General features: G+C 68.4%; 13 protein-coding genes. 7 read left to right on the top strand and 6 right to left on the bottom strand.

Going from position 1 to position 13,228, the window contains the following annotated elements:
- The first annotated feature begins 111 nt into the window (after positions 1-111).
- Positions 112-645 (top strand): type 1 glutamine amidotransferase domain-containing protein, encoded by a 534-nt coding sequence (locus CBR61_RS07110; RefSeq protein WP_088913734.1) that lies wholly within the window; start codon positions 112-114, stop codon positions 643-645.
- 16 nt (positions 646-661) lie between these two features.
- Positions 662-1,081 carry a YidH family protein gene (locus tag CBR61_RS07105; RefSeq protein WP_088913733.1) on the top strand — a complete coding sequence of 140 codons (420 nt, stop codon included), beginning with the start codon at positions 662-664 and terminating at the stop codon, positions 1,079-1,081.
- Positions 1,082-1,087: 6 nt separating this feature from the next.
- Here CBR61_RS07105 and CBR61_RS07100 read toward each other — a convergent pair whose 3' ends face one another.
- The 3 genes from CBR61_RS07100 to CBR61_RS07090 all read right to left on the bottom strand — a co-directional run bounded on the left by CBR61_RS07100 (position 1,088) and on the right by CBR61_RS07090 (position 3,662).
- Positions 1,088-1,417, bottom strand: coding sequence for a 2Fe-2S iron-sulfur cluster-binding protein (locus tag CBR61_RS07100; RefSeq protein ID WP_420705701.1), 330 nt, complete (start codon positions 1,415-1,417; stop codon positions 1,088-1,090).
- 2 nt (positions 1,418-1,419) lie between these two features.
- Entirely contained in the window at positions 1,420-2,514 is a 1,095-nt protein-coding gene (locus CBR61_RS07095) for a cysteine desulfurase family protein (RefSeq protein ID WP_088913731.1), read from the bottom strand.
- Positions 2,515-2,621: 107 nt separating this feature from the next.
- The gene (locus tag CBR61_RS07090; protein WP_088915508.1) at positions 2,622-3,662 is read right to left on the bottom strand and encodes a cysteine desulfurase family protein; all 1,041 of its coding nucleotides are present in this window, start codon (positions 3,660-3,662) and stop codon (positions 2,622-2,624) included.
- 106 nt (positions 3,663-3,768) lie between these two features.
- On the opposite strand from CBR61_RS07090, the gene CBR61_RS07085 reads away from it, so the two are divergent.
- Together CBR61_RS07085 and CBR61_RS07080 are read left to right on the top strand one after the other, a co-directional pair.
- The gene (locus CBR61_RS07085) at positions 3,769-4,425 is read left to right on the top strand and encodes an alpha/beta hydrolase (RefSeq protein WP_088913730.1); all 657 of its coding nucleotides are present in this window, start codon (positions 3,769-3,771) and stop codon (positions 4,423-4,425) included.
- Positions 4,426-4,635: 210 nt separating this feature from the next.
- Complete coding sequence (locus tag CBR61_RS07080; protein WP_088913729.1) at positions 4,636-5,316, top strand: energy transducer TonB; 681 nt, start codon at positions 4,636-4,638, stop codon at positions 5,314-5,316.
- A 31-nt stretch (positions 5,317-5,347) separates the two neighbouring features.
- Here CBR61_RS07080 and CBR61_RS07075 read toward each other — a convergent pair whose 3' ends face one another.
- Positions 5,348-5,560: a hypothetical protein gene (locus CBR61_RS07075; protein ID WP_088913728.1), complete on the bottom strand. Its 213-nt coding sequence runs from the start codon at positions 5,558-5,560 to the stop codon at positions 5,348-5,350.
- 74 nt (positions 5,561-5,634) lie between these two features.
- Here CBR61_RS07075 and CBR61_RS07070 point away from each other — a divergent pair, with 74 nt between their 5' ends.
- From CBR61_RS07070 to CBR61_RS07060, 3 genes are all read left to right on the top strand, one after another.
- On the top strand, positions 5,635-7,491 hold the full coding sequence (locus CBR61_RS07070) for a DUF885 domain-containing protein (RefSeq protein ID WP_088913727.1): 1,857 nt from the start codon (positions 5,635-5,637) through the stop codon (positions 7,489-7,491).
- 78 nt (positions 7,492-7,569) lie between these two features.
- A complete protein-coding gene (locus tag CBR61_RS07065) occupies positions 7,570-9,231 on the top strand; it encodes an FAD-dependent oxidoreductase (protein ID WP_088913726.1) in 1,662 nt (553 codons plus the stop codon).
- A 61-nt stretch (positions 9,232-9,292) separates the two neighbouring features.
- Positions 9,293-10,885, top strand: a complete 1,593-nt coding sequence (locus tag CBR61_RS07060; RefSeq protein WP_088915507.1) for a hypothetical protein — start codon at positions 9,293-9,295, stop codon at positions 10,883-10,885.
- 27 nt (positions 10,886-10,912) lie between these two features.
- On the opposite strand, the gene CBR61_RS07055 is transcribed toward CBR61_RS07060, so the two are convergent.
- The gene (locus tag CBR61_RS07055) at positions 10,913-11,236 is read right to left on the bottom strand and encodes a hypothetical protein (RefSeq protein ID WP_088913725.1); all 324 of its coding nucleotides are present in this window, start codon (positions 11,234-11,236) and stop codon (positions 10,913-10,915) included.
- Between the two features lie 120 nt (positions 11,237-11,356).
- The gene (locus CBR61_RS07050; protein ID WP_088913724.1) at positions 11,357-12,970 is read right to left on the bottom strand and encodes a phosphoenolpyruvate carboxykinase; all 1,614 of its coding nucleotides are present in this window, start codon (positions 12,968-12,970) and stop codon (positions 11,357-11,359) included.
- Positions 12,971-13,228 lie beyond the last annotated feature (258 nt).

Genomic DNA, 13,228 nt, shown 5'->3' with positions numbered 1-13,228 from the left:
GGGGTTTCCACAGGGAAAGCGGCCCGCCGCGCGCCGTAGCCGCCCTGACCCGCCCGAAGGAACTGCACGAGCGAGGCGCGACTAGCATCGGTCTTCAAAAGGAGAATTTCCATGCAGCGCGTCCTCATCATCGCCACCGACGGCTTCGAACAGTCCGAACTCGAAAAACCGCGCGACCTGCTGGTCGAAGCGGGCGCCGAAGTTACGATCGCCAGCATCGAACCCGGCGAGATCCGCGGCTGGGACAAGAAGGACTGGGGCCAGACCGTACCGGTTGACCTGACCATCGGCGAGGTCTCGGTCGACGATTACGACGCCCTGCTGCTCCCGGGCGGCCAGATCAATCCCGATGTCCTGCGTACCCATCGCAAGGTGATCGACCTGGTGCGCGCCTTCTATGCCGCCGAAAAGCCGATCGCGGCGATCTGCCATGCGCCCTGGCTGCTGGCCGAGGCCGATCTGATCGAGGGGCGCACGGTCACCGGGTGGCCCTCGATCCGCACCGATCTCGTCAATGCCGGCGCGGCGGTGGTCGACGAGGAGGTGGTGGTCGACGACAATCTCATCACCAGCCGCAAGCCGGACGATATCCCCGCCTTTACCGAGGCGCTGATGGCGGCGCTCGACATGGCGCCTGCCGACTGAGCCTGCGCTGGCGGCGATGGGAGAGGCGGACGCTGAGGAGAACGGGCGCAACGGCCTCGCCGAGCAGCGCACCGACTGGGCGGAGCGGCGCACGGACTGGGCCGAGGACCGGACCATCATGGCGAACGAGCGCACCTTCGCCGGATGGATGCGCACGGGCCTCGCCGCGGTGGGCATCGGGCTCGGCTTCAACGCGCTGTTCGGACGGCTCGAGCCGCCCTGGATACCGCGGGCGCTGGCAAGCGTCTTCATCCTCGTCGCCATCGCGATCTTCTACGCCGCGCAGCGCAAGGCAGCGGAGGTGGCCGACCGGCTCGAATGCCACAAGGCGCGCCCGATGCGGGGGCTGACGCTCAAGCTGGTGGCAGGCGCGCTGATGGTGGCGAGCGCAGGACTGGTGGCGGCGATCTGGCTGCTCGAGCTACGCCCGGAATAGCGGGGGCTACATTCGCCTCAGATCGTTGCTTTCGGCAGGGACGGAGACGGTCAGCCCGTCGAGGTCGGGCGTCAGTTCGATCTGGCACGACAGGCGGGAGGTGCGCCGTGCGCCGGCGGCGAAATCGAGCATGTCCTCTTCCTCCTCCGAGGCCGGAGGGAGGCGGTCGAACCACTCGGCCGCGACGATCACGTGGCAGGTGGAGCAGGCCATCTGCCCCTCGCAGGTGCCCTCCAGCGGCAGCCCCGCCGCCTGGCCCGCGCGCAGCAGGTTGTCGCCGCTTTCCGCCGCTGTCTCGACGGCTTTCCCGCGCGGATCGATGAAGGTCAGGGTGATGCTCACAGGCCTTGCTCCTTCGCGCCCGCGAGAATCGCGGCGGCGGCGGTCTCGATGTCCTGCCGGGTCGTATAGCGTCCGAAACCGAGGCGGATAGAGGACTTTGCCTCGGCCTCGCTCAGCCCGATCGCGCGCAGCACATGGCTGGGCCGCCCCGATCCGCTGGCGCAGGCGCTGCCGGCGGAGAACATCACCTGGCGGCAGTCGCTCATCAGCCGGGCGACGTCGAGACCGTCCTTCCTGATGTTGAGATTGCCGTGCCAGCGATCGACCGCGCTGCCGTTCAGCTCCCACCCGGCGAAGGCTTCGCGCGCCATGGTCCAGAGCTGTTCCACGTGAAACATCTGCTCCGACAGGCTCTCCTGCGCGACCTGCGCCGCCGCGCCGAAACCGGCGCACAGCGCGGGCGAGAGCGTGCCCGAGCGCAGCCCCCCTTCCTGCCCACCACCGTGCAACAGGGGGGCGACGGGAGCGCCAGGACCCACCCACAAGGCGCCGATGCCCTTGGGACCGTGACACTTGTGGGCGGAGATCGCGATGTAATCGGCAGCGACCTCGACCGGCACCCGGCCATAGGCCTGCACCGCATCGACCAGCACCCTCGCCCCGACCGACTGCGCGATCTCGACCACGGCGGCGAGCGGATTGCGCACCCCGATCTCATTGTTGATCGCCATGACCGCGACAAGACCTGTCGATGACGTGACATGACCGGCCAATGCCTCGACATCGGCGCGGCCATCGGGCGTCACGGGGAGCACCGTGAAGCGCCGCCCCTGAGCCTCGACCGCGCGCCGGCAATCGAGCACCGCGGCGTGCTCGGTGGCGAAGGTGACGACGTCGCCCGGGGTGCCTTGCAGCACCATGTTGATCGCCTCGGTCGCGCCGGAGGTGAAGACCAGCTGGCCGCCCGCAGGCAGCAGCGCCGCGACCCGCTCGCGCGCGGTCTCGACCGCCGCGGCGGCCATGCGGCCCATGCGGTGCGCGCTGTGCGGGTTGCCGAAGGTGTCGTCGGCAGGTCCGCCGAGCCAGCGCAGCATCGCCTCGCGCGCTTCGGGCGCGAGGGGCGTGGTGGCCTGGTAGTCGAGGTAGATCATGCCCCTGCCCCTACCCGTTCGTGCCGAGCTTGTCGAAGCACCGTTCTTCTTTGTGCGCTTTGGTCCGGAAGGAAAGACGGCCCTTCGAGAAGCTCAGGGCGAACGGTTCAGGTCAGCGAGCCCCACGCCTCAGCAAACCGTTCCAGTTCCTCGGGCGTGGTCGACCACCCGAGGCTCACCCGGATGGTGCGCGCTGCGACATCGTCGGGCACCCCGAAGGCATCGAGCACCCGGCTTTTCTTCAGAGTGCCCGAGGAACACGCGCTCCCCGCCGAGACGGCAAACCCCATCGCGTCGAGCCGGATGAGGAGGGCCTGCGCACTCATGGTGGGGTGCGCTATGGCGAAGATATGGTCGGTCTGCGCTCCGGGAGCGATAAGCTCGCCGGACTGTCCTAACGCGTTGGCAAACGCCAAATGGTCGGCGCGCTTCGTCGCCCATCCCTCCATTCCGCCCGTCTCCAGCGCCGCCGCCATTCCGATAGCGGCGGGCACGTTCTCGGTCCCCTGCCTGTAGCCGCGCTCGTGCCCACCGCTCGGTTCGAGGAGGTTGAAGTCCCGCACCAGCAGCGCCCCAATGCCGATCGGGCCGCCGAACTTGTGTGCGCTGACCACGATCATGTCCGCATCGGGCAAAGGCAACTTGCCTGCACTTTGCGATGCATCGACTAGCAGGGTGCTGCCCGCCGCACGGATCGTCGAGAGCAATTTGCCGCCCTTGTACGGCTGCATGATTGTCCCTGTTTCCGAGTTGACGTGCTGCAAGGCGACCAGCGCCCCGGAGCAGTCGGGCAACTCATCGGGATCGAACCCGCCGTCGAACGGCGGCACCACCTCGGCATCCGGTGCCGCGCGGAACACCGCATCATGCTCCACCGCGCTGACGATCCGGCGCTCCACTTTCGCCCGGTTGAGCGCAATCCACAGTGCCTCGCTCGCCCCCGAGGTGAAGATCAGCTCGCCTTCCCACCCAAGCGCCCGCTTGATCCGCTCGCGCGCATCCTCCAGCGCGGCGCGCGCCTTGCGCCCCTCGGCGTGGGGGCTGGAGGGGTTTGCCCAGATCGCAAAACCTTCCTCCATCGCCGCCTTCGCCTCCGGGCGCAGGGGCGAGGTGGCGGCGTGGTCGAGATAGACCCGTTCGGGAATGATGCCTGTCCTCGTGAAAAAATTGCGATTTGCGAGGCCCAGCCTATATAGGCGCACAATAGCGAGCGCCACCCGGCGGCTCGCGATCCCTCACGCCTAAGGTCGATCAATGCCGTCCGTCATCTTTCCCGGCCCCGAGGGCCGTCTCGAAGGCCGTTTCTCCCCGCCCCCGCGCCCGCGCGCGCCGGTGGCGATGATCCTCCACCCGCACCCCGAGGGCGGGGGGACGATGAACGACCGGATCGTGCAGCGGCTCTACAAGACCTTCGCCGACCGCGGCTTTGCCACCCTGCGCTTCAACTTCCGCGGCGTGGGGCGCTCGCAGGGGTCCTTCGACAGCGGGATCGGCGAGCTTTCGGACGCCGCGAGCGCGCTCGACTGGGTGCAGTCGATCCACCCCGAGGCGCAGAGCACCTGGATCGCGGGCTACAGCTTCGGCGCGCTGATCGGGATGCAGCTGCTGATGCGCCGCCCGGAAGTGCGCGGCTTCATCTCGGTCGCGCCGCCGGCCAACATGTACGATTTCTCCTTCCTCGCCCCCTGCCCCGCGAGCGGCATCTTCCTGCAAGGCGCGGCGGACACGGTGGTGCAGCCCAATGCGGTGCAGAAGCTGGTCGACAAGCTGCGCACCCAGAAGCACATCACCATCCACCACGAGGAAATCCCGCGCGCCAACCACTTCTTCGAGAACGAACTTGAGGAGCTGATGCGCGCGGTCGACAACTATCTCGACTTCCGCCTCTCGCCGGATTGCCCGATCAGGTGACGGTTTTGACGAGCGGGCGTGGTGCTGCGTTCTCTCCCAGCTTTCTCTACTGATTTGATTGCAAAAAATACGGTATTGAAAAGCAACGCGAAACCGCTTCGCCCCTAGCAAAAGTCATAGTATTCTCCGAGGCGAGCGGGGCCGGCGTGCCGTGCTTGCGAAAGGTGCTCCGGCCACCGCTCCCACGTGATGGAGAGAGGAGCACCCCCTATGACCTACGCTTCTGCCAACCGCCGCCCCAACCCCGCCGCTCTTGCCGGCGCGCTCGGCATTCCCGGTGCCTTCGGCGCGCTGCTGGTGGTGGGCCTTGCGGTGACGGTGGCGACCGCGCCCGACAAGCCGCGCCTGGAAGGTCGGCAGATCGCCGACATCCCCCTGCCCCCGCCGCCCCCGCCCCGGCCAGATCCCGCCAGGACGGACAGCACGCCGAAGACCCCCGCGACCCCCTCAGGCCCGACGACCATCGGACCGCGGGACGTGACGATCGGCGATCCGGTGCTGATCCCGCTGCCCTGGCCGGGCGAGGTGGTGGTCGGCAACGGCGCGGGCTCGGGCGATGCGATCATCCCGCAGCCGACCCCGGGCACCACGCCCTTCAAGCCGGTGGGCGCGGCACCGCGCAACAATCCGGGGCGCTGGGTGACCAACGACGACTACCGCACGCGCTGGATCAGGGAGGACATGGCGGGCACCGCCGCCTTCACCCTCGCGATCGATGCGAGCGGGAAGGTTACGGGCTGCACCGTCACCCGCTCGACCGGGCACGCCCCGCTCGATGCGGCGACCTGCGAGCTGGTTACGAAGCGCGCCCGCTTCGATGCGGCGCGCGACAGCAGCGGCAAGCCGGTGGCGGGCAGCTATTCCGGCAGCGTCACCTGGCAGATTCCCTGACCGGGTGAAGGGGCGCCCCGGGGGAGGAGGATCATTCTCCCCCGGCCGCCCTGATCTGCTCGATCGGCGCCTCGCCCGTGGCGGTGGGGAGCGTCCAGATGAGCACGTTCGCGACCGCGATCACCGCCAGCAGCACCATCAGCGCGGGGTTCCTGACCTCGCCGGTGCGCCGCCACAGGACGAAGGCCCCCGCCACCAGCGCGAAGGCGGCGAGCATCACGATCGAGAGCACGATATCGGTCATGGCGCGCGCCTTAGCGTGGGAGCGAGGGCCGGCGCAATTGACTTGCGCGCGAGGCCTCGCCACACCTTCGCGCCATGAGAGAGAGCACCATCGCCGTCACCCGCCGCCAGACCCTTGCAGGGCTGGCCGGCACCTCCGCCATCGCCCTGCTGCCCGCCTGCGCCGCGCGCACCGCTGCGCCCGCGACCGCCGCCGCGCCCGCATCGCTCGCCGGGCTCGACCCCGACGCGGCGCTCGACAAGGTCGCCTACCGGATGCTCGCGCACGAGCCGGGCCGCGCGACCGGGCTCGGGGTCGACACCGGCGAATACGCCGCCTGGCGATCGACCTTCGGCCAGCCCGGCGAGGCGGGGCGCGAGGCCTATGCGGCAACGCTCAAGGAGCTGGTCGCCGAGGTGCGCGCCTATCCGCGCGAGGGCCTCACCAGCGACCAGCAGATCGGCTTCGAGGTGGTCGAGACCGCCTTCACCAGCGCGCTCGAGGGCATGGCCCAGCCCTATGGCGATGTCGCGGTCGGCAGCTGGCGCAATGCGCCCTATGTCGTGATCCAGAACGTGGGCGGCTATATCGACCTGCCGCGCTTCTTCGGCTCGGGCCAGCCGCTCAAGACAAACGAGGACATCGGCCCCTACATGGACCGCCTCGCCGAGGTCCCCGCGATCCTCGACGGCGAACTCCAGCGCATCCGTGAGGCGCGCGGCGAAGGTCTGGTGCCGCCCGCCTTCCTGCTCGACAAGGCCATCGCCCAGATGGAAGCGAGCATCGGCGCGGCGAAGGAGAGCTATGCCGGGCCGCTCGAAGGCTCGGGCATCGCCGGCGCGGACAAGGCCGCCGCGCAGGCCGAACGCATCGCCGCCAGCGGCATCGTCCCCGCGCTCGAGCGCCAGCTGGCCGAACTGAAGGTCCAGCGCGCCGCCGCCAAGGATGCGGCCGGGATGTGGGCGCAGCCGGGCGGCGAGGCCTATTACGACTGGGCGATCCGCGCCTCGACCACCACCCGCATGACCCCCGACGAGATCCACCGGCAGGGTCTCGACGAGCTGCGCACGCTCCACGGGCGCATGGACCCGATCCTGCGCGAGATCGGCTACACCAAGGGCAGCGTCGGCGAACGGATGCGCGCTCTGGCGGAGGACCCGCGCTACAAGTTCGCCGAGGGCGATCCGGGCCGCGCGGAGATCTTCGCCTTCATCAACGAGCGCGTCGCGTGGATCAAGTCGCAGATGCCGCGCGCCTTCAACCGGCTGGTCGACCCGCCGCTCGAAGTGCGCCGCCTGCCGCTCACCGAGGAGCCCGGCGCTCCCGGGGCCTATGGCGGCGCGGGCAGCAAGGACGGCTCGATCCCGGGCCGGTTCTGGATCAACCTCAGGACCACCGACCTCCACCGCAAGTACGACCTTGCCGACCTCACCTTCCACGAATCGATCCCCGGCCACGTGTGGGAGGGCGAGTTCTCCAACCGCCTGCCGCTGATCCGCTCGATCCTCGCCTTCAACGCCTTCTCCGAAGGCTGGGCGCTCTATGCCGAGCAGATCGCCGACGAGCTGGGCGCCTATGACGAATTCAAGGTCGGGCGGCTGGGATACCTGCAATCGCTCGCCTTCCGCGCCTGCCGGCTGGTGGTCGACACCGGGCTGCACTCCAAACGCTGGACGCGCGAGCAGGGCCGCCAGTTCTTCGTCGAGGAGAACGGATCGCAGGTCGAGGAGGTCGCCTCCGAGGTCGACCGCTATTGCAGCTGGCCGGGGCAGGCCTGCGGCTACAAGATCGGCCATTCCGAGATCGTCCGCCAGCGCGCCCGGGCGCAGGCGGAGCTGGGCGCGAAATACGACTTCAAGGCCTTCAACACCGCCGTGGTGCTGGGCGGCAATGCGCCGCTCTCCGTGATGGCGAACACCGTGGGCCGCTACATCGCGCAGGCGAAGGCCTAGCGAAGGGGGGCAAGGCTCCCCCTTCCCATCCCGCGCCCCTGACCCCATCTTGCAACCTTCGGGCGGCAGGAGGCGGACATGGAATCTCTCGGACAGGACCTTGAAACCATGCGCCGGGTGCCGCTGGCACCCGCCCATGTCGATGCCATCTGCGCGATCGGGGGCGAGAAGTTCTACCCCGCCGGCGCCATCGTCATGGACATCGGGGAGCCGATGGACCGCTTCGTCTACGTGCTCGAAGGCGAGATCGAGGTGGTCAATCCCTACACCGGCGAACGCCTGCTCGCATCCGCGCTCGGCCCCACGCAGTTCATGGGCGAGATCGCCTTCCTGAACCGCGGCACCAATTACCTGAAGATGCGCGCGGCGGTGGACACCCGCGTGATCGAGGCCCCGCGGGAGGGCGTGCTCGAGCTGATGAGCCGCATCCCCGAGCTGTCCGACCACCTCATCACCGTCTTCGCCGCGCGGCGGCGCAAGCAGTTCGAGCTCGGCAATGCCGCGGTCAAGGTGATCGGCGCCGATCGCGACGCCAGGGTGCAGGCGGTCGAGCGGTTCCTGTCGAGGAACCGCATCCCCTTCAAGAGCTTCGATCTCGACGCCTCGGACGCCCAGACGGTGGAACTGTGCACGCTGGTCGGCAGGGAGCCTGCTGTGCTGCTCGGCGCGGGCACCCGGCTGGAGGACCCGACCCCGCGCAAGGTGGCGCAATATCTCGGGCTCGATCTCGATATCTGTTCGCGCCGCACCTACGACCTCGTGATCGTCGGCGGCGGCCCCGCGGGCGTGGCGGCGGCGGTCTATGCCGGCTCCGAGGGGATCGAGGCGCTGGTGATCGAGGATACGGCCGTGGGCGGGCAGGCGGGCACGTCGAGCCGGATCGAGAACTACATGGGTTTCCCGACCGGCATCAGCGGCACCGACCTCACCTGGCGCGGGCAGGTGCAGGCGATGAAGTTCGGCACCCGTTTCGTCATGCCGCGCCGCGTCGAGGCCATGTCGCGCCGCGAGGACGGGGCCTATTGCCTGACGCTCGACGACGGCGACGAGCTCTGCGCCCGCGCGGTGCTGATCGCGACCGGGGTGCAGTACCGCCGCCTGCCGATCGACAACCTCGAGGCGCTCGAGGGCGCAGGCATCTTCTACTCGGCGACCGAGATGGAAGCGCGTTTCTGCTCGCACACCGAGGCGGTGGTGATCGGCGGCGGAAATTCGGCAGGGCAGGCGGCGATGTATCTCAGCCGCGCGGCGAGCCACGTGCATCTCGTGGTGCGATCGGGCAGCCTCGCCGCCTCGATGTCGAGCTACCTGATGCAGCGGCTCGAGGCCGATCCGCGCGTAACGATCCACTACCACTCCGAAGTCACCGCGCTCCACGGAGAGAATTGGCTCGAGGGCATCACCCTGAAGACCGGCGAGAGCGAGCAGCGCATCGACACGCGCGCGCTGTTCATCATGATCGGCGCGGCGCCCAACACCGGCTGGCTTTCGGGTCTTGCCGAGACCGACGCCAAGGGCTTCGTCCTCACCGGCGCGGCCGCCGGGCAGGCCGACGACTATGCCACCACCGCGCCCGGCATCTTCGCGGTGGGCGATGTGCGCGCTGGCTCGGTCAAGCGGGTCGCGAGCGCGGTCGGCGAAGGTTCGGTGGTGGTCAGCCGCATCTGGCAGTATCTCGAGGACACGCGGCCCCACGCGGACGCAGGCATTTCACCGCAAGCCTCTGGTGTCGCGCAGTAAAGCCGATATGTTCGAGCCGATCGTCCGGGTGTCGCAGACCGGACGGGAGGGGACGCACGCCATGATTTCCGGATTTTTCCGCCTGCTGCTCGCTGCCCTCATGGCGTTCGCGGCCGCAGCGCCCGCCTCCGCCGAATGGTACGAGGCGTCCAGCGACCACTTCGTCATCTATGCCGACGACCGCGAAGGCGACATCCGGATCTTCGCCGAGAACCTCGAACGATATCACAGCGCCATCGCCGCGCTGACCGGGCGCACGGTGGAGAAGCCCAGCCCTTCCAACCGGGTGACGATCTTCGTCGTCGGCGGCCAGCGCGACATGCGGGCGCTGACCGGCGGGAACCGCTATGTCGGCGGCTTCTACATCCCGCGCGCCGGGGCAAGCCGCGCCTTCGTGCAGGAGATCCGCAACCAGAAGGGCTACCCGCATTTCTCCACCATCGTGCTGCTGCACGAATATGCGCACCACTTCTTCATCTCCTCCTCGCGCTTTCCCCTGCCACGCTGGCTGAGCGAGGGGTCGGCGGAGTTCTTCGCGGCGGCGAGCTTCAATAACGACGGCAGCCTGCTGATCGGCCGCGCCGCGCAGCACCGCGGGCCCGAGCTGCTTCTTGCCGATCCGGTCCACGTGCGCGAGCTGCTCGACCCGGCGCTCTACGAGAAGCAGCGCGGCAAGGGCTATGACGCCTTCTACGGCAAGAGCTGGCTGCTCTACCACTTCCTGACCTTCAACCCGGACCGCAAGGGCCAGCTCGAACAGTATCAGGTCAACCTGTTCAACGGCATGGCTCCGCTCGCCGCGGGCGAGGCCGCCTTCGGCGATCTCGATGCACTGGAGCGGCAGCTGGGCGCCTATCTGCGCGCCAAGACGATGATGACCTTCGTCCTGCCGCCCGGGAAGCTGAGCACCGGCAGCACGATCGCGCTGCGCAAGCTGCCGGCGGGTGAGGCGGCGATGATGCCGCTGGTGATCCGCTCGCAGCGCGGCGTCAACGACAAGGAGGCGGCCGAGATACTCGTCGAGGCGCGCGCCGTGGCGGCGAAGTATCCTGACGACCCGGGCGTGCTCGCCGCGCTCGCCGAGGCGGAATACGACGCGGGCAACGATGCCGAGGCCATCGCCGCCGCCGACAAGGCGATCGCCGCCGATCCATCGCGCACCAATGCCTATGTCCAGAAGGGCTTCGCCCTGTTCCGCCGCGCCCGCGACGCCGAGGACAAGCGGGCGGCCTATGGCGAGGCGATGCAGCCGTTCCAGGCGCTCAACGCGGTCGAGAACGACCACCCCCTGCCGCTGATCCACTACTACCGCAGCTATGCCGAGCGTGGGGCGGTGCCGCCCGAGGGCGCCCGCGCGGCGCTGGAGCGGGCCTCGCAGCTCGCCCCCTTCGATCAGGCCTTGCAGATCAACACGGCGGTGATGCTGGTGCGCGAGGGCAAGATCGATCTGGCGCGCGATTACCTGGCCCCGCTCGCCGCCAACCCGCACGGCGGACCTTTGGCGGGCCGGGCCAAGGCGCTGTCCGAGATCCTCGCCAAAGCGCCGGCGGGCGCCAAGATCGACGCCGAGAGCCTGCTGGCGGGCGAGGCGGGCGAGGCGGAGGAAGCCGACGGGGCGGAGGATCCAGACGCCGGGCCCGAGCCTGCCGCCTGACGCGCGCTCCGGAGCGGCCCTTGCGCGTCAGCTCTTGCCGAACAGCTTGCCGGCCATGCCCATGATGTCGTCGAGCGGATTGCCGTCCTTGTCCATGTCGATCATCGAGGCGAAGTGGGCGAGCGAGCCCTCGCCCCCGATCGCGGCGACCACCTGATTGAGCACGTCGGGGCTGAGGCCGGTCTTCTCGGCGGCCAGCTGCACCGTGTCGCCCTCCAGCACGTGGGTCTTGCCGAGCGCGGCAATCGCCTGTTCGGCCATCGCCGGGTCGATGCCGATCTTGGCCGCGAGGTTCACCACATCGTCCGGCGCGCCGCCGATGTTCTTCAGGATGCCGTCGAGAATGCTCATGTCGTGTCTCCCCCGGGATGATTCGCCCCGGAGTGTGACGCGGGAACATGGCGATTCAAGGAAAAAGCCCCGCTCCGGCTCGGGCCGGGCGGGGCTTTCCTCTCCAACTCGTGGCTTGCCTCAGGCGGCGATGAGGCCCGGCGCGGCCTGACGCACACCGTCATCGACGTGGGCTTCGAACTGGGCGAAGTTGTCGATGAAGAGCTGCACCAGCTTGCGCGCGGTGGCATCGTATTCGGCGCCGTCGGCCCAGGTCTTGCGCGGATCGAGGATGGTCTGGTCGAGCCCCGCCTCGGCGAGCGCGGGGACGAAGACCGGCACTTCGAAGCCGAAATTCTCGTCCTTGCGGAATTCGACATCGTCCATCTTGCCGTCGAGCACCGCGTTGAGCAGCGCGCGGGTCGCCTTGATCGGCATGCGGGAGCCGGTGCCGTACTTGCCGCCGGTCCAGCCGGTATTGACCAGCCAGCACTGCACATTGCCCTTGGCGATGCGCTCCTTGAGGAGGTTGCCGTAAACGCTCGGGTGGCGCGGCATGAAGGCGGCGCCGAAGCAGGTCGAGAAGGTGGCTTCCGGCTCGGTCACGCCGATTTCGGTGCCCGCGACCTTGGCGGTGTAGCCCGAGAGGAAGTAGTACATCGCCTGATCGGCGGTCAGCCGCGCGATCGGGGGCAGCACGCCGAAGGCATCGGCGGTCAGCATGATCACGTTCGAGGGCGCCGGGCCGAGGTTCTTCTCCGAGGTGTTCGGGATGAACTCGATCGGGTAGGCGCCGCGGGTGTTCTCGGTCTTGCTGCCGTCGGTGAAGTCGAGCTCGCGGGTTTCCTCGTCCATCGTCACGTTCTCGAGGATCGTGCCGAACATCTTCGTGGTCGCGTAGATCTCAGGCTCGCCCTCGGCCGAGAGGTTGATCATCTTGGCGTAGCAGCCGCCCTCGAAGTTGAAGACCGCGGTGTCCGACCAGCCGTGCTCGTCGTCGCCGATCAGGGTGCGGCTCGCGTCGGCCGACAGGGTGGTCTTGCCGGTGCCCGACAGGCCGAAGAAGATCGCGCTCTTGCCGTCCGCGCCGATATTGGCCGAGCAGTGCATCGGCATCACGCCCTGTGCAGGCAGGAGATAGTTGAGCAGGCCGAACACGCCCTTCTTCATCTCGCCCGAATATTCGGTATTGCCGATCAGGATCAGCTTCTCGGTGAAGTTCACCGCGATCACCGTATCGCTGCGGCAGCCGTGGCGTTCCGGGTTGGCCTTGAAGCTCGGCAGGTTGATGATGGTGTATTCGGGCACGAATTCCGCCAGTTCATCGGCGGTCGGACGCACCAGCAGGGTGCGGATGAACAGGTTGTGCCAGGCGAGCTGGTTGATGACGCGCACGTTGACCCGGTATTCGGGCTGCGAGCCGCCGAACAGGTCGGCGACGTAGAGCTCCTGCTGCCCTTCAAGCTCCTTGAGGAAATCTTCCTTGAGATTGGCGAAGTGCGCCTCGCTCATCGGCTGGTTGATCGTGCCCCAGTTGATCGTGTTCTCGGTCTCGGCATCGCGGACGATGTACTTGTCCTTGACGCTGCGGCCGGTGAAGCGGCCCGTGTCGACCAGCAGCGCGCCGTGCTTGGTCAGCTTGCCTTCGCCCTTCTTCAGTGCGTGCTCGACCAGTGCCGAGGTGCCGAGATTGGCATGGATCTTGGCGCCGGTGTGAAGGTTCTGGGCGGCCAGCGGGGTTGCGAACGAGGTCAACTTACGTCTCCTGGGCGAGGCGGCTTGGGCATGATGGACGAGGATCGTCCGGCTGCTGCCGCCGAATCTCCCCCGCCCTTCGTCACATCCCCGTAGCAGGTGCGCATACGTATGCAACCGCAGGCGGAGGCGTAGTCGACAAGCCGTCCGATCCCTTGTCCGGCCCCATAATTGCCAAGCCGCGCTGCGTCAAACCGCTGCCCGCATGGCAAATCCGGCAGTCCTCCGGACCGTCGCCTTTTCCGCCCGCTTCGCCGA

This window comes from Porphyrobacter sp. CACIAM 03H1, from assembly GCF_002215495.1.
GTDB lineage: Bacteria > Pseudomonadota > Alphaproteobacteria > Sphingomonadales > Sphingomonadaceae > Erythrobacter.
Note: the sequence above shows the minus strand (reverse complement) of the source record. Positions and strands in the feature narration are given on the sequence as shown.

Excerpts from the sequence above, each read along its gene's own strand:
- CBR61_RS07110 (WP_088913734.1), top strand. The coding sequence starts at position 112 with ATGCAGCGCGTCCTCATCATCGCCACCGACGGCTTCGAACAGTCCGAA.
- CBR61_RS07085 (WP_088913730.1), top strand. The coding sequence starts at position 3,769 with ATGCCGTCCGTCATCTTTCCCGGCCCCGAGGGCCGTCTCGAAGGCCGT.
- CBR61_RS07070 (WP_088913727.1), top strand. The coding sequence starts at position 5,635 with ATGAGAGAGAGCACCATCGCCGTCACCCGCCGCCAGACCCTTGCAGGG.
- CBR61_RS07075 (WP_088913728.1), bottom strand. The coding sequence starts at position 5,560 with ATGACCGATATCGTGCTCTCGATCGTGATGCTCGCCGCCTTCGCGCTG.
- CBR61_RS07080 (WP_088913729.1), top strand. The coding sequence starts at position 4,636 with ATGACCTACGCTTCTGCCAACCGCCGCCCCAACCCCGCCGCTCTTGCC.
- CBR61_RS07055 (WP_088913725.1), bottom strand. The coding sequence starts at position 11,236 with ATGAGCATTCTCGACGGCATCCTGAAGAACATCGGCGGCGCGCCGGAC.
- CBR61_RS07060 (WP_088915507.1), top strand. The coding sequence starts at position 9,293 with ATGATTTCCGGATTTTTCCGCCTGCTGCTCGCTGCCCTCATGGCGTTC.
- CBR61_RS07105 (WP_088913733.1), top strand. The coding sequence starts at position 662 with ATGGGAGAGGCGGACGCTGAGGAGAACGGGCGCAACGGCCTCGCCGAG.
- CBR61_RS07065 (WP_088913726.1), top strand. The coding sequence starts at position 7,570 with ATGGAATCTCTCGGACAGGACCTTGAAACCATGCGCCGGGTGCCGCTG.
- CBR61_RS07095 (WP_088913731.1), bottom strand. The coding sequence starts at position 2,514 with ATGATCTACCTCGACTACCAGGCCACCACGCCCCTCGCGCCCGAAGCG.